General features: G+C 67.0%; 22 protein-coding genes. 9 read left to right on the top strand and 13 right to left on the bottom strand.

Features of this window, described 5'->3' with window-relative positions; translation table 11 throughout:
• Window positions 1-185 precede the first annotated feature (185 nt).
• The 3 genes from D5S18_RS35840 (at window position 186) to D5S18_RS21100 (ending at window position 3,864) form a co-directional block, all read left to right on the top strand.
• Window positions 186-374 carry a hypothetical protein gene (locus tag D5S18_RS35840; protein ID WP_239003904.1) on the top strand — a complete coding sequence of 63 codons (189 nt, stop codon included), beginning with the start codon at window positions 186-188 and terminating at the stop codon, window positions 372-374.
• A complete protein-coding gene (locus D5S18_RS21095; protein ID WP_239003905.1) occupies window positions 371-2,440 on the top strand; it encodes an amylo-alpha-1,6-glucosidase in 2,070 nt (689 codons plus the stop codon). The genes D5S18_RS35840 and D5S18_RS21095 overlap by 4 nt, the downstream gene beginning before the upstream one ends.
• A 365-nt stretch (window positions 2,441-2,805) precedes the next feature.
• Complete coding sequence (locus tag D5S18_RS21100; protein ID WP_120042751.1) at window positions 2,806-3,864, top strand: glycosyltransferase family 4 protein; 1,059 nt, start codon at window positions 2,806-2,808, stop codon at window positions 3,862-3,864.
• 56 nt (window positions 3,865-3,920) lie between these two features.
• Here D5S18_RS21100 and D5S18_RS21105 read toward each other — a convergent pair whose 3' ends face one another.
• On the bottom strand, window positions 3,921-4,778 hold the full coding sequence (locus tag D5S18_RS21105) for a GAF domain-containing protein (RefSeq protein WP_147404042.1): 858 nt from the start codon (window positions 4,776-4,778) through the stop codon (window positions 3,921-3,923).
• 174 nt (window positions 4,779-4,952) lie between these two features.
• On the opposite strand from D5S18_RS21105, the gene D5S18_RS21110 reads away from it, so the two are divergent.
• The gene (locus tag D5S18_RS21110; protein ID WP_120042753.1) at window positions 4,953-5,618 is read left to right on the top strand and encodes a response regulator transcription factor; all 666 of its coding nucleotides are present in this window, start codon (window positions 4,953-4,955) and stop codon (window positions 5,616-5,618) included.
• Between the two features lies 1 nt (window position 5,619).
• Here the strand turns inward: D5S18_RS21110 and D5S18_RS21115 are convergent, their stop codons facing one another.
• Window positions 5,620-6,129 carry a MaoC family dehydratase gene (locus D5S18_RS21115; protein ID WP_120042754.1) on the bottom strand — a complete coding sequence of 170 codons (510 nt, stop codon included), beginning with the start codon at window positions 6,127-6,129 and terminating at the stop codon, window positions 5,620-5,622.
• Window positions 6,130-6,194: 65 nt separating this feature from the next.
• On the opposite strand from D5S18_RS21115, the gene D5S18_RS21120 reads away from it, so the two are divergent.
• Window positions 6,195-6,548, top strand: a complete 354-nt coding sequence (locus tag D5S18_RS21120; RefSeq protein ID WP_120042755.1) for a hypothetical protein — start codon at window positions 6,195-6,197, stop codon at window positions 6,546-6,548.
• Between the two features lie 3 nt (window positions 6,549-6,551).
• Here D5S18_RS21120 and D5S18_RS21125 read toward each other — a convergent pair whose 3' ends face one another.
• Complete coding sequence (locus D5S18_RS21125) at window positions 6,552-7,964, bottom strand: acyl-CoA synthetase (RefSeq protein WP_120042920.1); 1,413 nt, start codon at window positions 7,962-7,964, stop codon at window positions 6,552-6,554.
• 102 nt (window positions 7,965-8,066) lie between these two features.
• On the opposite strand from D5S18_RS21125, the gene D5S18_RS21130 reads away from it, so the two are divergent.
• Complete coding sequence (locus D5S18_RS21130) at window positions 8,067-8,801, top strand: IclR family transcriptional regulator (protein ID WP_120042756.1); 735 nt, start codon at window positions 8,067-8,069, stop codon at window positions 8,799-8,801.
• 55 nt (window positions 8,802-8,856) lie between these two features.
• On the opposite strand, the gene D5S18_RS21135 is transcribed toward D5S18_RS21130, so the two are convergent.
• Entirely contained in the window at window positions 8,857-9,810 is a 954-nt protein-coding gene (locus tag D5S18_RS21135) for a helix-turn-helix transcriptional regulator (protein WP_120042757.1), read from the bottom strand.
• A 156-nt stretch (window positions 9,811-9,966) separates the two neighbouring features.
• Here D5S18_RS21135 and D5S18_RS21140 point away from each other — a divergent pair, with 156 nt between their 5' ends.
• Window positions 9,967-11,403 (top strand): amidase, encoded by a 1,437-nt coding sequence (locus tag D5S18_RS21140; RefSeq protein ID WP_120042758.1) that lies wholly within the window; start codon window positions 9,967-9,969, stop codon window positions 11,401-11,403.
• 181 nt (window positions 11,404-11,584) lie between these two features.
• The gene (locus tag D5S18_RS21150; RefSeq protein ID WP_120042760.1) at window positions 11,585-12,976 is read left to right on the top strand and encodes an FAD-binding oxidoreductase; all 1,392 of its coding nucleotides are present in this window, start codon (window positions 11,585-11,587) and stop codon (window positions 12,974-12,976) included.
• Between the two features lie 439 nt (window positions 12,977-13,415).
• Here D5S18_RS21150 and D5S18_RS21155 read toward each other — a convergent pair whose 3' ends face one another.
• Window positions 13,416-13,880, bottom strand: coding sequence for an NUDIX hydrolase (locus tag D5S18_RS21155; RefSeq protein ID WP_239003906.1), 465 nt, complete (start codon window positions 13,878-13,880; stop codon window positions 13,416-13,418).
• A 314-nt stretch (window positions 13,881-14,194) separates the two neighbouring features.
• Here D5S18_RS21155 and D5S18_RS21160 point away from each other — a divergent pair, with 314 nt between their 5' ends.
• Window positions 14,195-15,037, top strand: a complete 843-nt coding sequence (locus tag D5S18_RS21160) for an ADP-ribosylglycohydrolase family protein (RefSeq protein WP_120042762.1) — start codon at window positions 14,195-14,197, stop codon at window positions 15,035-15,037.
• A 71-nt stretch (window positions 15,038-15,108) separates the two neighbouring features.
• Here D5S18_RS21160 and D5S18_RS21165 read toward each other — a convergent pair whose 3' ends face one another.
• From D5S18_RS21165 to D5S18_RS34955, 8 genes are all read right to left on the bottom strand, one after another.
• Window positions 15,109-15,768 (bottom strand): TetR/AcrR family transcriptional regulator, encoded by a 660-nt coding sequence (locus D5S18_RS21165; RefSeq protein WP_120042763.1) that lies wholly within the window; start codon window positions 15,766-15,768, stop codon window positions 15,109-15,111.
• A gap of 97 nt (window positions 15,769-15,865) precedes the next feature.
• Window positions 15,866-17,014 carry a serine hydrolase domain-containing protein gene (locus tag D5S18_RS21170; protein WP_120042764.1) on the bottom strand — a complete coding sequence of 383 codons (1,149 nt, stop codon included), beginning with the start codon at window positions 17,012-17,014 and terminating at the stop codon, window positions 15,866-15,868.
• A 147-nt stretch (window positions 17,015-17,161) separates the two neighbouring features.
• Window positions 17,162-17,530, bottom strand: coding sequence for a DUF427 domain-containing protein (locus D5S18_RS21175; protein ID WP_120042765.1), 369 nt, complete (start codon window positions 17,528-17,530; stop codon window positions 17,162-17,164).
• A 151-nt stretch (window positions 17,531-17,681) separates the two neighbouring features.
• A complete protein-coding gene (locus D5S18_RS21180; protein ID WP_120042766.1) occupies window positions 17,682-19,448 on the bottom strand; it encodes an ABC transporter ATP-binding protein in 1,767 nt (588 codons plus the stop codon).
• Window positions 19,445-20,164, bottom strand: coding sequence for a lasso peptide biosynthesis PqqD family chaperone (locus D5S18_RS21185; RefSeq protein WP_120042767.1), 720 nt, complete (start codon window positions 20,162-20,164; stop codon window positions 19,445-19,447). The genes D5S18_RS21180 and D5S18_RS21185 overlap by 4 nt, the downstream gene beginning before the upstream one ends.
• The gene (locus D5S18_RS21190) at window positions 20,161-21,978 is read right to left on the bottom strand and encodes an asparagine synthase-related protein (protein WP_158607916.1); all 1,818 of its coding nucleotides are present in this window, start codon (window positions 21,976-21,978) and stop codon (window positions 20,161-20,163) included. The genes D5S18_RS21185 and D5S18_RS21190 overlap by 4 nt, the downstream gene beginning before the upstream one ends.
• Window positions 21,979-22,111: 133 nt before the next feature.
• Window positions 22,112-22,249, bottom strand: coding sequence for a hypothetical protein (locus D5S18_RS34950; protein ID WP_158607917.1), 138 nt, complete (start codon window positions 22,247-22,249; stop codon window positions 22,112-22,114).
• Window positions 22,250-22,726: 477 nt separating this feature from the next.
• Window positions 22,727-22,864: a hypothetical protein gene (locus D5S18_RS34955; protein WP_158607918.1), complete on the bottom strand. Its 138-nt coding sequence runs from the start codon at window positions 22,862-22,864 to the stop codon at window positions 22,727-22,729.
• Between the last annotated feature and the right edge of the window lie 30 nt (window positions 22,865-22,894).

Here is a 22,894-nt window from a genome sequence, read left to right on the forward strand (position 1 = left end):
GCGCAATATCCGCTCGAACACGGTGCAGACCAACCTCCCTGTTCCACCTGGACAACCCCTGTTTTCACTCTAGATAACACGTGCAGCACCAGCCTCGCCCGGCTCGACACGCCCACCGCCGCGACACCCGCAGATAGGGACCTCCGACTCTGGAGAACGCGATTCGCGCGCGGTGTGCTGGAATCATGAACTATTCGGCCGCGCTCGACTTCGGTGCCATCTTCGGACCCCTCACCGCATGTCCGCACTGCGGTTCGGACAATGTCGCCATTGTCGGCGGCTGCGAGGAGACCACGCTGCGCTGCGAGGACTGCGGCGAGCGCTGGCGCATGGGCGACCCGCAGGTCGATCCGATAGCGGAATCCGTCCGGTGACCACACCGTGGACGAGCGCCCCCGAATCGGGCGGCGCGGAGATCACGCTGGTCGAAGGGTCCACCTTCTGTCTGAGCGGACCGGGTGGCGAGGTCGCCGCCGACCGCCCGCAGGGCCTGTTCGTCCGCGATACCAGGGTGCTCTCGCACTGGCGACTCACCATCGACGGCGCGGCCCCGCAACCCCTCACCGTCGAGTCGGGCGAACCCTACAGCGCCACCATGCTCGGCCGCCGCGCCCCGCAGCCGGGGCAGGCCGACAGTCCGGTGCTGGTGGTGCTGGCCCGCCACGTCGGCGACGGTATGCGCGAGGATCTCACCGTGCGCAATCTGTCCGCACACGGGATCGACTGCCGCATCGCGCTGGAATTGGGCTCCGACTTCGCCGACCTCTTCGAGGTCAAGGAGGGACGCCGCTCCGAGCAACCCCCGCCGAGTATCGAAACCGAGGACGGCGCACTGCGATTCGTCCACCAAGGTACGGGCCTGGGCATGTCGGTGCACGCGACGGGGGCGAGCGCGGCGGGGCAGGCCCTGCACTGGGACGCCCATATCCCGGCCCACGAGGAATGGACCACCTGCCTGGAATACCGCCCAGCACTCGGCGACGCCCCGCTCGCGCCGCGCTATCCGTGCGGCACCTCGGTGCAGACCAGCGCCCCGGCCGTGCGGCTGCGCGAATGGCAGGCCAGCGCGCCGCGGGTGGAAACCGGCAGCGAACTGCTGGCCAGGGTGCTGCGCCGCACCCTCGCCGACCTCGGCACCTTGCGCATCTTCGATCCGCGTCACCGGGATCGGGCCGTGGTGGCCGCGGGCGCGCCCTGGTTCATGACGCTGTTCGGCCGCGATTCGCTGCTCACCTCGTGGATGGTGCTCCCGCTCGATCGCCAACTCGCGCTCGGCACCTTGCAGACCCTCGCCGATCTGCAGGGCAGCGCCGAGAACGAGGCCACCGAGGAGCAGCCGGGCCGCATCCCGCACGAGGTGCGCTTCGGCCGGGCCGCGACGAAACTGCTCGGCGGCGATACCGTCTACTACGGAACCGCCGACGCCACACCGCTTTTCGTCATGCTGCTCGGCGAGTTGGCGCGCTGGGGCATCGACCCCGCCGTGCGCGCGGAACTGCTCCCGCACGCCGACCGCGCCCTGGCCTGGATCACCGAATACGGCGACGCGGACGGCGACGGTTTCGTCGAATACAGTCGCTTCGCCGAACACGGACTGGCCAACCAGGGCTGGAAGGATTCCTGGGACGGCATCAACCGCGCCGATGGCGCCATGCCCGAACCGCCCATCGCGCTGGCCGAGGTCCAGGGCTACGTCTATGCCGCGTATCTGGCGCGCGCGGAACTGGCCGACGCCGCGGGTGAGAACGGTGTCGCCGGGAAGCTGCGTCTGCGCGCGTCCGCATTGAAGACCGCGTTCAACGACGCCTTCTGGCTGCCCGAACGCGGCTGGTACGCCGTGGGTCTGGATCGCGACAAACGCCCCATCGACGCGCTCACCTCCAATATCGGTCACTGCCTGTGGACCGGCATCATCGACGAGGACCGCGCCGAACGCGTCGCGGATCTGCTGCTGTCCCCGACGATGTTCAGCGGCTGGGGAATTCGCACCCTCGCGGCCGATATGGGCGCCTACAACCCGGTCAGCTATCACAACGGGTCGGTGTGGCCGCACGACAACGCCATCTGCGCGGCGGGCCTGACCCGCTACGGCTTCCGCGACCACGCCGCCACCGTCATCGACGGGATGCTCGATGCCGCCGCCCGCTTCGGCTACCGACTGCCCGAGCTGTTCTGCGGCTTCGACCGCGACGAATTCCGTGCTCCCGTACCATATCCCACTTCCTGCTCACCCCAAGCGTGGGCGGCGGCCGCCCCGCTGCTTTTCGTACGCTCTCTGCTGCGATTGGAACCAGGGGACGGGGGCGTCCCCTCTTTCGAACCCGCCGTCCCCGCACGCTATCTCCCGTTGCAGGTCTGCGGGGTGCGCATCCGATCCGATGTGCTGACCGTCAGTGTCGACAAGGACGGATGGCAAATGCGCGGCGCTACCGGCACATAGCCGCCCATCGAGGGGCAACCCGTTCGGCACGCGGGCTCGCTCGCCGTGCCCGCGTGTTCGACGTCCCACCGGAACGCACAGTCGGCTACCACTTTCGAGCCCGAGGCACCAGGGCCGAAAGGCAGGCAATCGCGAGCCTGTGACACCGGTGGATGAGGTGACGCTCGCCTCTCCTGCCGCAGCCCCATTCCGAGGTCTCCTGGGATGAGCAACAAACCGCCGACCGAACATTCGCGATCCCCGCGGAGCCGCGCCGAGTCCGGTGGGTGCGGCGGATGGCGAGTCACGGTGTTGCAGTTGGTGAATTCGGCAGGCGGAAGCAACCACCCGGTTACCCGCACAACCGGCCCGTCGAAGGAGAGACCATGCGTATCGGCTTGATCGCGCCCCCCTGGGTCCCCGTCCCCCCGCCCGCCTACGGTGGCACCGAGGCGGTGGTAGACAATCTGGCCCGCGGCTTGGCCGCGCTCGGGCACGACGTGCGACTGTTCACCATCGGCGAATCGACCTGTCCGGTCCCCCGCCTGCACCTCTACGACGAGGCATTCACCCCGATCGGCATCACCGTCGCCGAGGCCGCCCACGTGCTGGCCGCCTACGAGCGGCTGACCGATGTCGACATCATTCACGACCACACCGCGCTCGGCCCGCTCATCGGCCCGAGTATCGACGGACCGCCCGTCGTCAGCACCTGCCACGGCCCCTTCGACTCCATGAACGCGCGCAATATCGGCAGTTTCGCCGGTCGTGTCGCGGTGGTGGCGATCTCGCACGATCAGCGGCGCACCGCCGCGACGATCCCGATCACCCAGGTGATCCATCACGGCATCGACCTCGATGCCTACCGCTACGGTCCCGGCGGGGGCGGCTATCTGATCTTCATCGGCCGCATGTGCGCGGCGAAGGGTGTGCACCGCGCCGTCGAGATCGCCCGGCGCGCGGGCCGAAAACTGGTGATAGTCAGCAAGATTCGTGAGCAGGAGGAATTCGACTACTACAACGAGCGGGTGCGGCCGCTGCTGGGACCCGACGATCCCGAACCCCGCGAACTCGGCCGCGAGGATCGGATCCGGCTGCTGCGCTCGGCCGACGCGCTGCTCAATCCGATCGACTGGCCCGAACCCTTCGGCCTGGTCATGGCCGAGGCATTGGCCTGCGGCACACCGGTTCTGGCCTTCCCCAGCGGCGCCGCACCGGAAATCGTCGAGCACGGCCGCACCGGATTCCTGTGCCGCGACACCGATGCCATGGTGGCCGCGATCGACCGGATCGATTCGATAGATCGGCGCACCTGCCGCGCCGCCGCCGAAGCGCAGTTCGATATGCACCGCATGGCGCGCGAGCACGCGGTGCTGTACCACCGGATCCTGAACGCCCGCCCCGGTGGTCCGCGCACCGCACGTCAGCCGGTCGCGGTGGCCTAGTCACCGTGTCGGAGTCCCATTCGGAGGCGCCGGATGGGACTCCGACACAGGCCCACCTAGTCGCGCAGGTCGTCGGCGACGACGTGGAAGACGTCGCGATAGATCTGGCGGATGGTCTCGTCGAGGTCGGCGACCGCGGAGTCGACGCGGTCGCCTGCGGGACCCTCGCGCAGCAGGCTGCGTGCGCCGTGCAGGGTCAGCCCGACGGAGTACAGCTTGTTGACGATGTCGCCGGCGAACTCCGAGACGGTGACCTTCGCCCCGACCTCGTGCTCGCGGAAAACCCTTGTGCCGGGCGGAAACTGAACTCCGGACAAACCGGGCGTCCATGAGGGTGCGAGCAGGGCCAGCATCAGCGCGCGACCGATCGGGTCGGCATCGTCGCTCGGACCGAGGCCGCGCGCGATGGCGTCGCCCGCCGCGTCACCGAACAGCTGCATGATCCGGCGTTCCCGCCCCGAGAGGTGGCGGGTGCGCCGGGTGCGGGTGGTGATCATGCCGATCAACTCGCCGTGGAAGGCGAACAGCGGTGTCGACCCGACCGAGCCGAACGGTGTCTCGTCCTCAGGTGTCTTCCCGGCTTCGACGGCGAACTGTTCGGCGCCGTGGTGGGCCACCATCCGCAGGATCCCGGTCTCGGGATCCACCAGGCGCACCTCGCCGAAATCGGCGCCGGTCAGCTCGATCGCGCCTTCGAGCGCCCGCTCCAGTAGCTGCTCGAGGCCGCAGGGGCGGGCCAGCGCCTGGGTCGCGGCGTGCAGTCGCCGGATAGCCGCGGGATGGGTCATTCCGAAGCGGACCGCCGAGGCGAGGTGGTGCGCCCGCCGCACCTGAACCACCGAATCCCGCACGGGTGGCCGGGTCCGGTATTTGGCCGCGATCTCGCGCACGACCGCACGGAGGACGGTAAGCATGAACACCTCCAAAGAGCATTCACGTCTACGCTGCGCACCGCACGAACAGCGCCATCATATTCCGCGCCCGCGCTCCCCAACCCGCGATCGAGCCGCCCGACACGAGCCCGACACCACACCGCACCTGCGGAAACGTTCGTAGGCTTGCCTCATGAGCTATGACAGAGCGCCCCGGTGATCACGGTATTCCTCGTCGACGACCACGCCATCGTCCGCCGCGGGGTCGCGGATCTGATCCGAGCCGAACCCGATCTCGTGCTCATCGGCGAGGCGGCCGACGTCTCCCACGCGCTGGCCCGCATCCCCGCCCTGGCCCCCGATATCGCGGTGCTCGATGTGCGGCTGCCCGACGGTAATGGCATCGAACTGTGTCGCGAACTGCTCGATCGACTCCCCGGCCTGCGCTGCCTCATACTCACCTCCTTCACCGACGAGCAGGCCATGCTCGACGCGATTCTGGCGGGCGCGAGCGGCTACGTCGTCAAGGACATCGGCACCGTCGAACTCGTCGACGCCATTCGCGAGGTCGGCGCGGGCCACTCGCTGCTGGACAATCGGGCCGCCGCCACCCTGATGAGCCGACTGCGCGAGGAGGCCGCCACCAAAACCAGCCCGCTCGCCGAACTCACCGAGCAGGAGCGCACGCTGCTCGGTCTGCTCGGCGAGGGTCTGACCAACCGGCAGATCGGCGCCCGCATGTTCCTGACCGAGAAGACCGTCAAGAACTACGTCTCACGGGTACTGAGCAAACTCGGCGTCGAGCGTCGCACCCAGGCCGCGCTCATCGCCGCGAAACTGACACCGCCGCCGAAATGGCCGCTACCATCGACCGGCGCGTGACTCATGAAACGGACTCTCGAGTGCGCAGGATATTGATCGCTTTGAAACCGATAACTACTTCGCTGTCGCTCGTTCGAAGCTCGGCAGTGGTGTGGACCAGCCCACGATCCGGCTTGGACCGCGACAGGCGGGCCTCGGTGATCGTGGCCGGCAACTCGAGTCGAGCACCGGGCCGCAAAGGCGTGAACCAGCGCAGTTCGTCGACTCCGGGCGACGCCAGACTCGCCACCCTGGAGAGGTAGTGGTCGGCGAATAGTCGCATGAGGATGCCCGCCGAATGCCAGCCGGAGCCGATGATTCCGCCGAAGGGGCCGCGCGCGGCGTAGTCGGGATCGATATGGATGGGCTGCGGGTCGAATTGGGTGGCGAAATCGATGATCTCGGCCTCCGACACCGTCCGATATCCATACCGGTAGCTCTCCCCCGGCAGATAGTCCTCGAAATAGCGATCCGTGATCGGCGCGGGAAAGTCCTTCGCGCTCAACAGCTTCGTCTCATCCGTTGTCGTCATATCGTCAGCATGGCATCGAAAAGGTTCGGGCTGCGCCGAACAATCAGGGCGGTACCGTGTCGAGTATGCAGCGCGCGGACGGCGGATCGCTGTCGGTGACCATCTGCGGAGGTCTGGTCGCCGCGCGGGTGATCGACCCGATCAGCGGCGACCAGCCCGCACACGTGCGCACCTTCGAGCATCCGCTGCTGCGCGCCTTATCCATCACCGCGTTGCCACCGGGCTCCGCACCCACCGTGCGCAGCTGCCGGGATTGGACCGAGAACAAACCGCATATCGCGGGCCGGTTGGGCAGCACGCTGCTGACCGCGATGCTCGCACAGCACTGGTTGCGCCGCCGACCCAACGATCGAGCGCTCACCATCACCGCGCGTGGATACGAGAATCTGAGCAGCACAGTGTCTTTCGAGAAAGACTAACGGTCAGCTCCGACTCGCGTCCGCGAGCAGCCACTTCTTCTGCACCTTGCCCATGGCATTGCGCGGCAATTCGTCGACAACGCGAATCTCCCTGGGGCGCTTGTGGATCGACAGCGTGGCCGCAATGAAGTCGATGATCGCCTGCTCCTCGCGCACCTCGCCCACCACGTAGGCGACGATGCGCTGGCCGAGATCGTCGTCCGGCACGCCGATCACGGCGGCCTCGCGAATCGTCGGGTGGGTGAGCAGCGCGTGCTCGACCTCGCCCGCGCCGATGCGATAGCCGCCGGACTTGATCATGTCGACCGATTCGCGGCCGACGATACGGTGCATACCCTCGGCATCGACCACGGCGATATCGCCGGTGCCGAACCAGCCGTCGTGGGTCATGACCTCGGCGGTTTCGGCATCATCGCGCAGATAGCCGTCGAACAGGGTGTCGCCCGCGATTTCCAAGCGCCCCAGCGTTTCTCCGTCGTGCGGGACCGGATCGCCCGATTCCGAACGGATTCGGGCACGCACGCAGGCCAGCGGGAGTCCGACCCAGCCCGGCCGACGCGCACCGTCGAATCGGGTGCTCAGTGTGATGACGGTTTCGGTCATGCCGTAACGCTCGATCGGGCGATGGCCCGTCAAGGTCGCCAGGTTGTCGAAGACGGGCACGGGCAGCGGCGCGCTACCGGAAACCAGCAGGCGGGCACCGCTGAGCGCCCGCGCGGATCCAGGGTCGGCGCAGACGCGCGACCAAACCGTCGGGACACCGAAATACAGCGACCCGGCCGCGGCCGCGTAGCGCTCCGGCTTTGGGCGCACGGTGTGGACCAGCGGTGAGCCGACCCGCAGCGCGCCCAGCACCCCGAGCACCAGGCCGTGCACATGGAACAGCGGAAGGCCATGCACCAGAACGTCATCGGGGGTCCAGTCCCACGCCGCGCGCAAACCGTCGAGGCTCGCGGCGATCGCCCTGCGGGACAGGACGACTCCCTTCGGGACGCCCGTGGTTCCCGAGGTGTAGACGATCAACGCGGGCGAGCTCGGCGCGGGTTCCGGACCGGTCCACAGCGAGAATGCCTGCGGGTCAATGGGAATCGCGGGAACCCGCACTTCGGGATGCGATGGCCCGAGCCACAGTTCGGCGCCCGAGTCGGCGAGGATGTGGCGGCGCTCGTCCACCCCCGCGTCCGGCGGGACAGGGACGGCGGGCACGCCGACCAGCAGGCAGGCGAGGACCGCGATCACCGTGTCGAGCTCGGCGCGGGCATCGATCGCGACGCACCGTGATCCCGCGATCCGGTGGGCCAGCGCGCCCGCCGCGCCGAGTAGCGCGTCCCGGTGCAGGCTGCGATCGCCGATCGTGACCACCGGACGGACATCGTCGGCCGCGGTGTGCAGGGCCGTGAGTAGAGGAACTGGCATCGCGACCACTCTCTGCTGTATGGTCCATATCGTGGACCGACGTGCTACATTATGGACCAGTGACACTATTGCCGGATACGCGGTCCGTCAAGGAGTTCCGACATGAACAGCGTGCTGACCACCCTGCGGATCTTCGAGGAAGTCGCCGGCAACCAACCTGCGGGACTCAGCGACCTGGCGCGACGATTGAACATCCCCAAAAGCACCGTCCAGCGCAGCCTCAAGACCCTTCAACAAGCGGGCTGGGTGCGCTCCACCGCCGACGGCCACTGGGAAATCACCGGGCTCGCATTCCGTTTGGGCAGCACCGTGGCCGCCCGCCACAATCTCCGCGATATCGCGCTGCCCGAACTGTCCGCCCTACAGGCCGCGACCGGCGAGACCGTCCACCTCGCCGTCCCCGACGGCGCGGAACTCGTGCTCATCGAACGCCTCGACAGTTCGCACCAACTGCGCGCCTTCCTCCCCCTCGGCACCCGACTCCCCCTGCACGCGGCCGCCACCGGCAAGGCGTACCTCGCCACCCTCCCCGACGCCCGCATCGCGGACCACCTCGCCCGCACCCCCGCCCAAACCACCGCGCACACCATCACCGACACCGAAAAGCTCTGGGACGAAATCCATCTCATCCGCGAACGCGGCTACGCCACCACCGTCGACGGTCTGCACGAAGGGATCAGCGCCGTAGCCGTCGCCCTGCGCGGCTCCCCCGGCCCCGCCCGCGCCTGCTTCAGCATCTCCGGCCCCTCCTCCCGCCTCACCCCCGGCCACTTCGACAGCTACGCCGCCCGCGCACTCGCCACCCGCGACACCATCGAGCGCCTACTTCCGGCCTAGGGGTGTCGCAGGACAGTTCGCGATAGTAGAGGCTTGCCGAATCAGCCAAGGACCACTAGGCAGCCGCGACGGCGCGCAGGGCATCGAGCGTATCGAATTCCCGTTCGAAAGCCATTCGGGCCAACGCGGTTCGATTCGGGCAGGCGATTTTGACCAGTGTCGATTCGATATGGCTGCGGACGGTGCGGACCGCGATACCCAGTGCCGAGGCGATTCGCTCGTTCGGCCAGCCTCTGGCGACCAGTCCGATGACGTCGAGTTCGCGGCCAGTAAGGTGGCCGAGTTCTCCCGCCCGGCCCATGCGGACGAGGACACCGTCCACGCGGCGCACCGCACGCACGTGCCACCAGGTTCCGTCGACGGCGCGGTGCTGGAATCCGATGCGACCCACCGCGTCGGCGCAGGTCGCGGTGATGCGCAGTTCCGTGGGAGTCAGTGGTGCGCCCTCGCCTGCCCGCACCTCGATCGCATCCCGCGCGATACGGACGACCACCTCGGCCGCCATGTCATCGGGTTCTGCGCCCGGATCGGTGAGTCCGGCGAGATCATGGGAAAGCAGCGTCAATGCGAGACGCGACTCGTCGTCCAGGGGTGTGGGGTGCGTCGAACTCATGGCAAGGAAACCCGGCTTGGACGCGCACGCGAGCGGTAGCGTGAGTCCCTCACGAAAACCATTGGGCTGTAGTGCGTCCCGATAGGTTCGGGTTTCGCGGACATCGAAGGGCACGTCGATGAATCGCAGGGCGATGCCGTCGCGCACCGCGATCCGATGCACCGGGCAGGATCGACTGTAGGTCGTGGTCAGGTAGGCGAGGGTCGCGTCCGGGTAGTCGAGGTTGACCAGCGCGGTCCGCGCCTCGCCGCCGAACCCGCGCGCGACCAGTGCGGCGCAGTCGTATCCGAGTCTGTCGCGCAGGGCACGCACCGGATCCGCGATGGGTATCTCGCCGCGGCCCGCCGCACGGATCTCCCCGGCGAGCCGGGTCCACCACTGTATTTCCGCGACCATTGCGAACCTCCAATGTCAGACAGCATTGCGGCGGTCCGATGCCACGTCAAGCTTCCGCCGCATATCCGGGCGGCGACCGGAACGGCTTTTCGGCCGATGTGCGCTACCTCACGGCTGGGTAGCGTCGCGCCGAACACTCGCAGTAAGGAAGTCACGATGAAGATCGACGAATACGCCGCACTCGACGCGACCGCGCTGGCCGCGGTCATCGCCGCCGGGGAGGTCACCGCCGACGAGGTGGCCGCAGTCGCCACCGCGGCGATCACCGAGGTGAACAAGGAACTGAACGCGGTCGTCGCCGGACCGTTCGACCGTCCCCTCGACTATGCCCCCGATGGCCGATTCGCGGGCGTGCCCTTCGCGATCAAGGATCTGGTCTGTCAGATCGCAGGCGTGCCGACCCGCCTGGGAACACGCCTCACCGGCACCGGGCTCGTCCCGCCCGCGGATTCGCATCTGATGGAACGCTTCCGCGCGGCCGGTCTGGCGACACTGGCCGTGACGACGACACCGGAGCTGGGTTTCAACGGCAACTCCGAGGCCCTGGCCTACGGTTCCACGCGCAACCCATGGCATACGGCCCACAGCGCGGGCGGTTCGAGCGGCGGCTCGGCGGCGCTCGTCGCGGCCGGTGCGCTGCCGGTCGCGCATGCCAATGACGGTGGCGGGTCCATCCGTATTCCGGCCGCCTGCAACGGGCTCGTCGGGCTCAAGCCGAGTCGCGGGCGGGTGCCCTCGGGACCGGGCCATTCCGAGGGCCTGTTCGGATGCGGTGTCGAACTCGCGGTGAGCCGGACGGTGCGCGACACGGCGGCGCTGCTGGACGAGGTGGCCGTGAGCTTTCCGGGCGATCCCTTCGTCATCGCCCAGCCCGCGCGCCCCTGGAGCCAGGAGGTGGGCGCCGATCCGGGCAGGTTGCGCATCGCCTTGCACACCGAATCCTGGGCGGGAAGCTACGTGGATCCCGAGGTCGCCCAAACGGTCGAGGCCGTCGCGCAGGTGCTGGAAGCCGCAGGGCATCACGTCGAGCGAGCGACGCCGCGAATCGAATGGCAGACGGTGCTGAACTCGACCATCACCCTGTGGACCACCTTCTTGGCCGAGGCGGTCGCGGGACTCGAGGCCATGACCGGAACGAAAGCGAGCGCCGAGAATCTCGAACGCGCCACGCTGGCATGCGTCGAACACGGGCGCTCACTCGACGCCTTGGCCCTGTGCGCGGCCCTCGACGCGGGCAACACCATCACCCGCGAAGTCGGACGATTCTTCACCGAATACGACCTGCTGTTGACACCCGTGCACAACACGCCCGCCCCACCGCTGGGCCACCTCGACCAGAACGCGGACCTGACCGCTGTCGAATGGGCCACGCACCTGTTCGACAACTGCTCGTTCACGCCGCTGTACAACCAGACCGGCATGCCCGCGATCAGCCTCCCGCTCGGCCAGTCCACGCGGGGGCTGCCCATCGGCGTTCAACTCGGCGGGCCTGCCTGTTCGGAGGCGTTGCTGCTGCGGGTCGCCGCCCAGCTCGAGCAGGCGATGCCGTGGGCGGATCGGCGGCCGAGGGTGCACGCGGCGAACTTCGGGTAGCGATGTGTACCGCCGAATGGTCGGCGGTACATCCCGACAAGCCCAACCCGTCGGATGCGCGAATCACGCCTCATGGCAGCGTATCGCGTGACTCGCCGATCGATGGCGCGGTCGTGAACCGGTATCGACCGGTGCGACTTCGGATCGACGAGCCGAGCAGCAACGAACTTCAGAGGACATCGTGACCCGCACAGACACCACCATCGCCGCCGAACTCATCCGGATCCTCCCCGCGGGCCGGGTAATCACGGACCCGGATGTGGCGCTGGGCTTGTCACACGATCAGGCCGCGTGGGGTCCGGTCGGCACACCCGCCGCCGTCGTGCGGGCACGCGACAGCGCCGAGGTCCAGCAAGTGGTGCTGGCCTGCTTGAAGCACGGCGCGCCGCTGGTCCCGCGCGGCGCGGGAACAGGGCTGTCCGGCGGGGCCAATGCCATCGACGGCGGCGTGGTCCTCGTCTTGGAGGCGATGGACTCGATTCTGGAAGTCGATCCGCTCGAACGCATCGCCGTCGTACAGCCGGGCGTCGTCAACGACGATCTGCGCTCGCATGTTGCGACGCAAGGTCTCTGGTACCCACCCGACCCCGCCAGCTCGCCGTGGTCGACGATCGGCGGGAATATGGCGACGAACGCGGGCGGCGTCTGCTGCGTGAAGTACGGCGTCACTCGCGATTACGTCATCGCGGCCGAGGTGGTGACGGGCACCGGAGAGATCGTGCGATTGGGTCGCCGCACCGCCAAAGGGGTCGCCGGATACGACCTGCTCGGTCTCATGGTCGGCTCCGAAGGCACCCTCGGGGTCATCACGGAGATCACCGTCAAACTGCGCCCACTGCCGCCTGCCGGGGTCGTGGTGGTCGGATCCTTCGCGAAAACGGTCCAGGCCGGTGCCGCGGTCCGCGCCGCCCGCGCCGCCGGATTGCAGCCCGCCGCACTGGAACTGGTCGACCGACACTGCCTCGCGGCGGTCGACGCGTGGAAGAACATGGGCCTGTCCACCGAGGGCGAGGTCCTACTGCTGGCCCGCTTCGATGACGCCGAGGCCGTCACCGACGCGGAACGGATGCTCGAATGCTTCCGAGCTGCGGGCGCTACCCTCGCCGACCGGTCGGAAACGGCCGAGGAAGCCGAAATGCTGTTCGCGGCACGCCGACTCGCCTATCCGGCCCTCGAACGACTCGGACCGGTCATGACGGAAGATGTCTGCGTCCCGATCGCGGCGGTAACGGAAATGCTGGCCCGCATTGACCGAATCGCCCAGCGACACAATGTCACCATCGCCAATATCGCCCACATCGGCGACGGAAACCTGCACCCACTACTGATTCTCGCCCCCGGCGACGAAGCCAAGAATGCGCGAGCACACGCGGCATTCGAGGAGATCATGTCCGAAGCCATCGACCTCGGCGGCACCATCACCGGCGAGCACGGCGTCGGGTTGCTCAAACAGCCCGGCCTCCACCGCGAACTCAGCCCGGCTGTCCTGGAGATGCATCGCGCCGTCAAACGGGCACTGGATCCTGCGGGAATTTTCAATCCGGGGAAGATCTTCGACGCCGCGCGTTCTTGAGTTCCCGGCATCGTTTGCTGCCGACTGCTACCGGAATGGCACAGGCCGCAGGCCCGACCATGGTCGCGGACCGAGTCTTCCTCGGAGACAAGCTATTCGGTGGGCAGCCTGTGCGCCGTCGGCTTCGATCGTCACCGCGGTTTGTGTAGCCATGGTCGTCATCCCGTGATGGCAAGCCGCGCTGGAATACAATGGTCAGCCTGATCTCCAGAGGATCAAGCTTGGACTCGGCGACGACGTGCCGACCTACGGCAGCCACTGGCGGGCGCTGGTGGCGTACATCAAACTCCAACTCTCGGAGCCGGGCCTGAAGATTCCTTGGAATGATGACCCGCCGCCATCGCGCGAGCGTCCTGAGTCGAAGGCTCGGCAGAACAATCACCCGGACCGCTCCGGTAGGTTCTGGCGCGCCCGGGCTCACTGTCCCATGGTCATGCTGCTACCAGCCGAATACCGAGAAGGGCTCGGCATCGGCCACGTGCCCCATCGCCGCACGACAGTACTCAATCATGTGGTCCGGCAGGTCGCCGATCGGAAAGAACTCCAGTGCAGCGCATTTGTCCGGTTCACGGTTGGTCGGTTCACCATCCCATCGGTCCACCGTGAAGAAGAACGCCACCCGACCACCGGACGACGAGTTGTGCATGATGTGGCTGAAACGGACATCCGCAGCCGCGATACGCACGCCGATCTCCTCATCAGCCTCCCGAATCAGTGCGTCCACAACCGACTCATCGGCTTCGAGATGACCGGAAGGCAAATGCCACGCACCATCCTCGTACCCGGTGTTCTGGCGTTGCCCGAACAGCGCCGCATCGCCACGACGCAGGATCAGGTGCACGTCACCGGTGACCTTGTGTCGCTGCGGCTTTGCCGCCCGACTTGGCTCGATTGTCGTTTCCAAGATATCTCCCTCCGGGACGAAACGTATGTGTTGACCTGGACAGTTGGAGCAACCGTCGGTCGAGCGATTCGAGCGTAATCCGTTCAACGCGAGCAGGTTATGCGCCGAGTACATAGGAGGGATCGCGTCGAACCGTCTGTTCAGACGTCACTCTGCCTGCTCGCTGCCGAATCAGCCTCGACCGCGCTGCGCAGGCTGGGTATCTCTGTCGATCCGAGTCGATCGAATCACACCGCACCAGTTCTAGTCGTATCGACCAATTTACTGCTACGCTGCGTCCGCACCGGGAGTTCACCACAGGAAGGGGAGGGCGCATGCTGATCGAGTTGGCGATCGGAGACGCGTACGGAGCCGGATTCGAGTACGCGGACCGGGGATTCGTCGTCGCACACAATGATCTGACCGGCTACCTTCAGCATCCGGGGCACGACACGATTCGTCCCGGCGACTACACCGACGACACCCAAATGACCTTGGCGATAGCGGAATCGATCGTTTCGGGCGAACCGTGGACGCCCGAGCACCTCGCCGACCGTTTCGTCGCGGTCTTCCACCGCGATCCGCGCGACGGGTACGCGGGCCGATTCCGCGACTTCCTCGACACGGTCCACACCGGAGCCGAATTCCTCGAACGCATCATCCCCGCCAGCGACAAGAGCGGTGCGGCGATGCGCGCCGCCCCGGTCGGTCTACTGCCCGATATCGCCGAGGTATTGGCCCGCACCGAGATTCAAGCCCGCATCACCCACGACACCGCCGACGGCATCGAATCCGCCCAGGCCGCGGCCCTCGCCGTGCACTACTGCAGGCGCCACCTCGGCCCGACCGCCGAAATCCGTTCCTGGATGGGCCGACAATTGGGATCGCGCTGGGCCACCCCATGGCGCGGGAAGGTCGGGTCCAAAGGGTGGATGAGCGTCCGCGCCGCCCTCACCGCCCTGTCGACCGGCCAATCCCTCACCGAAATCCTGCGGACCAGCATCGCTTTCACCGGCGACGTGGACACCGTCGCCACCATCGCCCTCGCCGCGGCCTCGCATTCCTCGGATGTTCGCCAAAACCTTCCCGCCGCACTGCTTTCCGGCCTGGAGAACGGCCCCTTCGGCCGCGACTACCTCTACGACCTCGACCAGCGCCTCCACGCGGCGGTCGGCTGACGGCACGACTCGACGGGGAGTGCGCTGCCGACACCGATGTGGCGTTGTCCAGGCCACAGGGTCGAGAAGCGTTAGGGGACAGTGATTGTGAGCGGTTTGTCGAAGTCGATGGTCACGCCCGCATCGGCAGCCGCGCCCGCGACTATCGCGTGGACGACCGGTTCCATGCGGCGCACGAACTCCTCGGCCGAGTCCGCGTGGTCGGCGGTGCGATGCCACCAGTTCGCCGCGCCCTTCACCGCTCCGACAACCATCGATGCGTAGAAGTCGGCATCGAATTCCGGGGTGGCGCTCGGTGATCCGACGAGAAGGGTGATCAGGTCGGCGACTTCGACGCGGACGGCCCGCCAGTTCTCGAGTGTCCTGGCGGCGGGATTCTCCGTGCCCTGGAACAGGAATCGCGCGATATGCGGATGTTCCACGATCAGCGCGGCGTATCCGGTGAGTGCGGAGTTCAGGATCGCCGCCGGGCTCCCCTCGGGATGCGTGCGCACCTGCGCCAGTCCTGCCGCGATATCCTGCTTGGCCCGGTTCGAGATCGCGAGCGTCAATTCCGCTTTGTCGGCGAAGAATCGGTAGAGGGTGGGTTTGGAGACCTCCGCCGCCGCGGCGATGGCGCGCATACTGGCCTGCGGTCCCTCGGTCTCGATGACCTGGATGGCGGCATCGATCAGCTTGCGGCGCATCCGCACCCGATTGTCGGCCCACCGCTCGGTCCGGGCGTCGCCCACGGTTCACCTTTCCGACGGTCTTCGCCGATCGGCGCGAATACCGCCTTGTATCAGCGATTTTAGCAGGGTGGGCCGCTGCGTCGGCGGTCATGGCGCACTACTTCGCGCAGAGTGCGTGGTCGATCAATTCGTTGGCCAGGTGCAGTTGCGCGAATCCCTTGCTGTGGGTGATGTCGTCGCCGACGGCGAGTGTCCCGGACATGGCGACGACGGCGCTGCGGCTGCCGTCCTCGGTGGTGGCGGCATTGGTGAGGTATCCGGTCTGGCCGCCGTTGTGCATCCAATAGGTCCCGCCGCAGGAGAGCGGGACCGAGATCAGACCGAGTCCGTAGCCCGCGCCGGGCCAGGCCAGTGCGGTCGGGCCGGAGACGGGAACCACGGTGCGCATCATCTTCAGTTCATCGGGCCGTAATAGTTTGCCGCCCAAGAGATTTCGGTAGAAAATCCCGATATCCTCGGTAGTGGACAGATATCCGCCCGAGGCATCGGCGTCGACCAATTCGGTGACCTCCACCATCGGCCCGTCCACCTCGAATTGCTGATAGCCCTTCGCGTGCGGCGCGGGCAGCGCGGGATCATCGCCGGGCCAGCGGGTGTCGCGCAGGCCGAGGGGTTCGAGGATTCGAGCGCGAACCTCGTCGTGCCAGGGATGGTGGACTACCTGCTCGATGATCAGACCCAGTAGGACGTAGCCGACGTTGGCGTAGGCCCAGCCGGAGCCCGGTGCGAAGTCCGGAGCGTGCGCCATGGCCGCCGCAACGGTCTCCTCGGGAGTGCGGGTCTGCAATCGCAACCGGTAATAGTCCTCGGCGGTGGCGATTTCGAACGGGCTATCGTGAATTCCGCCGGTGTGCTGAAGAAGCTGCCGGATGGTGAGGCGAGTGCCGTCATTGCCATTGCCGCGCACCATATCCGGCAGCCACCGCTGCACCGTGTCGTCGAGGGTGAGTCTGCCCTCGCCGACCAGCATCAGGACCACGGTCGCGACCAGCGTCTTTGTCAGGCTGCCGGTGCGGAAGTAGCCGTCCGGCGAAACCGGTTCGGGCGCGGCTATATCCGCGCGTCCCGCCACTGCCGTCCGGTTGGTCCCGGCCACGGTGTCCACCACTCTGGCCTGTACGCCCGCGGTGCCCACCGCGACGATCGCGTCGACATCGCGTTGCAGTGGGTCGGGTTCGGGTTGGCTGCCACATCCACCGACCGCCAAGGCCGCGACCAGTGTCGCGGCCAGTAACGGGTATCGCATCGCTTCTCCTCTCGGATCCGCGACAATCCTTCAGTCCCGCACCCGCGCCGACATCCCGCTGTGGTAGCGGTCCGGCACATACTGCGGTACGGGAAGAACATGTCGCACCGTACCCGGGTGTCGGTGCGATCATCGGTCACGTGAAACCTATTGAATGACGATCTCGACCTTGTCCGGGTAGAAGGCGACATGCCCCGCGATGGGGGCGACGGCCGCATAGGGTTCGCGGTAGGACCAGATCGCGTCGGTCAGCTCACCTTCGGGAGTGGTGAGGCTGCAATAGGACGCGTCACCTTTGAAAGGGCAGTAGGTGGTGGTGTCCGAGGGGACCAACAGGCTCTGGTCCACATCCTCGAGCGGAATGTATTGTGCGGCCGGATATTCGGCCTCGCGCAGGGACAGCGCCCTGGTGGTGTCGGCGACCACGGTATCGCCGCTGCGAACGACGACGCGGCCGCCGGTGGGCTCGATCGTGATCGGGTGGTCCGGTCCGGGAATCCTGGGTGTACGCGTCATGGCTGCGTCTCTTTCGCATAGCGGCGGTCGTATTGTTCGGCGTTCTATCCGAGGCTACTGCGGATGACCCACTGCCCCGTATACAGGGAGGTGGACCGGGAAGAAGTCAAGCGGCTATCGGCCCAGCCGCTGTGCGCGCCTCCGGTCGGGATCAGATTTCTCGCAGCGATGGAGCGGTGCTGAATTCGGGTTCGCGCATATTGACGAGTCGACCGAACTCGGCGGGGGATTCGAATAGTTCCGTCCAGGTTCCGGTGGCGCGGGCGGTGCCGTTGGCCAACAAGAGAATGGAGGAGGCGGAGCGAATGGTCGACATGCGGTGCGCGATCACCAAAAGGGCGCATTCGCCGCGCAGGTTGTCGAGCGTGGTGGTCAGCGCCGCTTCGTTGGCCGGGTCCAGGTGGGCGGTCGGCTCGTCCAGGAGCAGCAGGCGGGGGCGGGCGAGGACGGCTCGGGCGATGGCGACGCGCTGGCGTTCGCCGCTGGACAATCGCGCGCCGTGTTCGCCGACTTGACTGTCCAAACCGTCGGGCAGCTTCTCGACCTTCTCCCGCAGATTGACCAGATCGATGGCGTGCCAGAGGGCGCGGTCGTCGGCGTCGTGGGCGATGTAGCGGAGGTTGTCGCGCAGTGTGCCGTGCAGTATCTGGCAATCCTGTTCGACCCAGCCGATGCGGGCGCGCCAAGCGGCGAGGTCGAGTTCGGTGGCCGCATATCCGTCGAGATGAATGCTGCCCTGCCACGGTTGGTAGAACCGGTTGATCAGCCCGAGGGCGGTGGATTTGCCCGCACCCGACGGCCCGATCAGGGCGACCAGCGAGTTGTGCGGCACGGTGAGGGAAAGGTCTTGCAGCACAGGCGCGTCCGGTGTGTAGCCGAAGCGCAGATTCCGGATCTCCAACACAGGGGCGGATCGCGGCGGCTCATCGATGACGGTGGCGGGCGCGGATTCCTCGACGGGCAGCGTGAACACCTCGGTGGCGCGCTGAGCCGCGCCCCGAACCTTGTAGACCGTCGCGATGCCCTCCACGAACTGGGCTACGGGCAGCACGAGCTGGTTGGCGTAAAGCAGCAGCGCCACCAGTGAACTCAAGGCGAGCGCGTCCTGCCCGACCCGCACCGCGCCGACCAGCAGCACGACGACGAAGGCCCCGTTGACGGCCACATTGATCAGCGAGCTCACGGCCGCCATCAGGAACGCGCTGCGCACCCCGGCGGTGTAGGCGTCGTGCGCGAGCTCGGTCAGGCGCTGTGTTTCGCGCTGTTCGGCGCGACTGGCCCGCACCGTGCGAATCGCCCCCATCACGCGTTCCAGGTCGGCCGACATCGCACCCACGGTGTCCTGGAGTTTGGTGGAGACCCGACCGATCGCGGCGGTCAGGCCGCTGATCGCGGCGGTGGCCGCGATCAGCACCCCGACGACGACGCACATCAGCACCGGGTCGATCAGGAACATCACCACCAGGGTGGCCGCGATCATGACCACGCTCGCCGCGAGCTCCACCGCCGCCCTGGTGGCGGCCTCCCGCACCTGGATCACATCCGTCGATGCCCTGGACATCAAGTCGCCCAACCGGAATCGATCGAAGGTGGGCATCGTCAACCGCAGCAGTCGGCTGAACAGCCGGGTCCGCAGCCGCAGCAGGAATCGTTCGCCGGTGCGTTCCAACACATACGAAGCGGCCGCGTTGACGACCACTTCGAGCGCCATCAGCACTACCAGCCCGATCACCAGCAGCACCACGGATCGACTCGCCGTCAGCCCGTCGATCACGGCCTTCATGGCGAGCGGCTGTGCTATCCCCAGCCCGGCCGCCACCAGCATCAGCAGCAGGCCGAGGGCGAGGGCGCCCCGATGCCCGGCGAGCATCTGCCACAGTTGGCGCGGCATCCGGTCCTCCTTCGCACGAGAACTCATGGCCCGACCAGGAATCCGGCTTCCCTCAGTTGGTCCGTCATGACGGTGATGTCGCGGCGCGGCCCGGCCGGATCGATAGCGTATTCCGCCGCGAAGTCGGTGGCGATATCCTCGACCGAACGTCCCGACAGCAGGTGCCGCAGTGAATCGAGACCGACCGGGTTGAGCTGCCAGTAGTGACCGGTCCGCAAGTGCAGCAATACCGCGCCGTCCGATGTGCCGACACTGAGCACCTGCCGATGCAGTCGGAAATCTCCTGTGCCCGTACCCATCTCGGAGTAGTGGTCGGGATCGGCCGCGACCTGCGCCGGCGCGACGGTCAGCATCGGCGTGTAGTGCCCGGCAGGCATCGGCTCATCGATCATCCGCCCTTCGGCCTCCACCCAGGCGTGCGCGCCGAACGGCGCGGTGCACACACCGAGTCGCCAGGTGGGCCAGACTCCGCGCACGCGACACAGCAGTGCTGTCGCGATCGAGCGCTGTAGACAACCGTTGACGGCACACCGCAGGCTGACCGCCATGATCGCCTGCCGCGCACGGGAAGTCTGGTCGGCAGGGGCGGGACGCGCGCCGCGCCGGGCGAATTCGAGCACCCACCGCAGATTCTTGGGCGGCAGTATGGTCAGCGGTGCCGCCACCGCGACCGCGATGAGTGGCAAAACCCTTTGCCGCCAAGGCAATCGGATCCGCTCGGGTGGCGCGCACGGCGTACTCACAGCTTCACCCGGACGGTCGCGACCTGTCGCAGCCACAGTTCGCAGCCCATAGTCATCTCCAGATTCGGCGCCGGATCGTCGTCCGCGCCGCCGACCGGGGTGTACAGGTACCTCCGCAGCGCATCGACGTCGATCAGGCCGCGCGTGGCCAACGCGGAATCCGCGAACAGTTCCAGCAGGTCCGGAACATGCTGATTCAGGGCGTTTTCGACCTCGCTGTCGTACTCGCCCTTGGTGCGGCGATCAAGGATCAGATCCGGAACCTGCCCCCGCATGGCCGCCGCCAGCAGCGGTTTGTAGTGCCAAGGGTTGAACCGTTCTTCGCAGCGGACCGCGAGCGCGGCCTCGATCACCCGATCGTCCAGATACGGAAGATCAAGGCGGAGACCGCCATTGGCATAGGTGCGACACAACTGCCGGAACAGCGGACCGGCGAAACGCAGGTAGGTGAGCGCCTCGTGCTGACCGCGATCATCCGCCAGGGGCACCGCCTCGTCGGCGATATCGCGCAGGACCCGCCGCGCGGTGTGCACCGCATCGGCGGTGGCCCACGGTGTGATTCGCAGCGGATAGGCCCAACCCAGCTGCGGCGCATTGGGTGGTGGCGGCGGATCGGTGAGATGGTCGGCGGTGTGCCGCCACCACGAACTCAGGCTTGCACCGGTGGCGAGTGCCACCATGGTGGACCCCAGCGGCCAGCGGCCCAGCGCCCGGCGTACGCGGAGGTCTCGCAATGCCCGCAACGGATTTCGGCGCAGCAGCGTGTGCAGGTAACCCGCTCCGCCGGAGAACAGTTCGTCGCCGCCGTGCCCGGCCAGATGCAAAGTGGCCCCGCGCCGGACCAACTCTTGGATCTGGTGATCCATGGTGTTGACCCCACGGGTCAGCGCATGCGGCGCCTCGGTATCCGGCAGGATATACGGCGGCTCGAAAACCTTTGGCCCGTCCTCGCTTTGGAGATGGATATAGTCGGCCCGATCCAGAAGTTTCGCCGCCTCGCCCGCGTAGAAGGGGTCGTCGTTGATCGCGCTGCTCCCCGTCCGGCGGAAGATCAGCAAGTTGGGCGTGTGCTCGGCGGCGAGAAAGCACAGCGAGGTGGAATCCATACCGCCCGACAGATCCGCCGACAACCGCCCACGCGTCGGCCTGCGCCATGCCACGGCCTCCCGCAATGCGGCCCGCACCTGTCCCGACCCCTCGGCGATCGACAGATCCGGTTCCGGCGGTGTCCACCAGCGCACCGGGCGCGCGCGGTCCTCGCCGTCGAGCAGCAGGTAGGAGTCCGGAGCGATCCGCCGCACACCGCGCCACCAGGTGCGTTCGCTGAGCGGTGGAATCAGTTGCTGGCAGGCGATATTCACCGCGAGCATATCCTCGTCCGGCTCGGCATCGATCATGACCGCCAATGTGTCGGCCCGGTCGCTCGCGATGGTGATGCCGTCGAGTCGGGCCGTGCAGACCTGCCGGGTGCCGGTGAGCGTTCCCTGAAATCGGACCCGCCCATGCACCGAGGCGATGAGGTGCGCGCTGCCCGGCAGTGTGCGGGCGAGTGCGTCGAGATCGGACGGAGTGCGAATACCCGCGGCCGCCGCCGTCAATTGCTCGGGACCGATCGGGCACTCCCCGAATACCGCGACCCGCACGCCACCCGCATCGGCCACGACCAGATTCTCGGCTGCCCAGTGACCGATCAACCACGGTCGTCCGGACGAGTGATCGATGATCTTCGGATCGTGGTGGGGAACCCGCCGTCCGGCGAGAACACCGCCCGGTGAGTCGGGAAGGACGACAAGACTATTGGTCAGCGCGTACATGGGCGACCTCGCTGGCAGAAGGGGATGAGGTAATACGGTGGGAATCGAAGGGACTCGATCCCCCACCGTATTCATCGTGCTTCTCGGAACCGGAATCGGCTCCCATACATGGGATTACCTCGCTCGACGCCGACTAGCCCTTCTTGAAACCGAAGGTTGTCGCGTCCTTCTTGGTGTGGATGGTGCCGAAGGTGTCGGTGGCAACGCGACCGACTTTGGCAGCGACCGGAGGAACATAACGCTTCGCACCGGTCCGAGAGGTGTTCTGCATCGGTATTCTCCATTCTCTCGTTGTCACTTTCCTTTTCCCCCGTGTCGTCGCGATTCTCCGCGCGACCCGGAAGCTCTCGCCTGCGATTGACACAGCAGTGGCGACAGTTTCGGATGAAGCTGACAGTCGAATCCAGGATGATCACACCGGCCGCACCAACATATCGGTCGCCACGGTCGCAGCGTCTCAGTGACACGCCCACGTTTCGCCTGGTGCGTGTCCCGTGAAGAAGGAGAGGTCCGCTCGGCGTCGAAGATCCTCCCCGGTTGGGGAATTCGCGCCGGATCCAGCGATGGTTCCGCGGCGTGACGCGTCTGCAGGACCTGAGGTGTCGCCGCAGCAGATCGACATCGATCAGGCAGGAGGGGATCAAGGCAATACGGTGGGGATCGAAAGGACTCGATCCCCACCGTATTCATCGTGCTTCTCGGAGCCGGAATCGGCTCCCACGCATGGGGTTACCTCGCTCGCCCCCTATCAGCCCTTCTTGAAGCCCCAGGTTGTCGCGTCCTTCTGGGTGTGGATCGTGCCGAAGGTGTCGGTGGCAACGCGACCGACTTTGGCAGCGACCGGAGGAACATAACGCTTCGCACCGGTCCGAGAGGTGTTCTGCATCGGTATTCTCCATTCTCTCGTTGTCACTTT

The sequence above is a fragment of the Nocardia panacis genome, from assembly GCF_003598715.1.
Classification (GTDB): domain Bacteria; phylum Actinomycetota; class Actinomycetes; order Mycobacteriales; family Mycobacteriaceae; genus Nocardia; species Nocardia panacis.

Excerpts from the sequence above, each read along its gene's own strand:
- D5S18_RS35840 (WP_239003904.1), top strand. The coding sequence starts at position 186 with ATGAACTATTCGGCCGCGCTCGACTTCGGTGCCATCTTCGGACCCCTC.
- D5S18_RS21100 (WP_120042751.1), top strand. The coding sequence starts at position 2,806 with ATGCGTATCGGCTTGATCGCGCCCCCCTGGGTCCCCGTCCCCCCGCCC.
- D5S18_RS21105 (WP_147404042.1), bottom strand. The coding sequence starts at position 4,778 with ATGCTTACCGTCCTCCGTGCGGTCGTGCGCGAGATCGCGGCCAAATAC.
- D5S18_RS21115 (WP_120042754.1), bottom strand. The coding sequence starts at position 6,129 with ATGACGACAACGGATGAGACGAAGCTGTTGAGCGCGAAGGACTTTCCC.
- D5S18_RS21120 (WP_120042755.1), top strand. The coding sequence starts at position 6,195 with ATGCAGCGCGCGGACGGCGGATCGCTGTCGGTGACCATCTGCGGAGGT.
- D5S18_RS21125 (WP_120042920.1), bottom strand. The coding sequence starts at position 7,964 with ATGCCAGTTCCTCTACTCACGGCCCTGCACACCGCGGCCGACGATGTC.
- D5S18_RS21130 (WP_120042756.1), top strand. The coding sequence starts at position 8,067 with ATGAACAGCGTGCTGACCACCCTGCGGATCTTCGAGGAAGTCGCCGGC.
- D5S18_RS21135 (WP_120042757.1), bottom strand. The coding sequence starts at position 9,810 with ATGGTCGCGGAAATACAGTGGTGGACCCGGCTCGCCGGGGAGATCCGT.
- D5S18_RS21140 (WP_120042758.1), top strand. The coding sequence starts at position 9,967 with ATGAAGATCGACGAATACGCCGCACTCGACGCGACCGCGCTGGCCGCG.
- D5S18_RS21160 (WP_120042762.1), top strand. The coding sequence starts at position 14,195 with ATGCTGATCGAGTTGGCGATCGGAGACGCGTACGGAGCCGGATTCGAG.
- D5S18_RS21170 (WP_120042764.1), bottom strand. The coding sequence starts at position 17,014 with ATGCGATACCCGTTACTGGCCGCGACACTGGTCGCGGCCTTGGCGGTC.
- D5S18_RS21175 (WP_120042765.1), bottom strand. The coding sequence starts at position 17,530 with ATGACGCGTACACCCAGGATTCCCGGACCGGACCACCCGATCACGATC.
- D5S18_RS21180 (WP_120042766.1), bottom strand. The coding sequence starts at position 19,448 with ATGAGTTCTCGTGCGAAGGAGGACCGGATGCCGCGCCAACTGTGGCAG.
- D5S18_RS21190 (WP_158607916.1), bottom strand. The coding sequence starts at position 21,978 with ATGTACGCGCTGACCAATAGTCTTGTCGTCCTTCCCGACTCACCGGGC.
- D5S18_RS34950 (WP_158607917.1), bottom strand. The coding sequence starts at position 22,249 with ATGCAGAACACCTCTCGGACCGGTGCGAAGCGTTATGTTCCTCCGGTC.
- D5S18_RS34955 (WP_158607918.1), bottom strand. The coding sequence starts at position 22,864 with ATGCAGAACACCTCTCGGACCGGTGCGAAGCGTTATGTTCCTCCGGTC.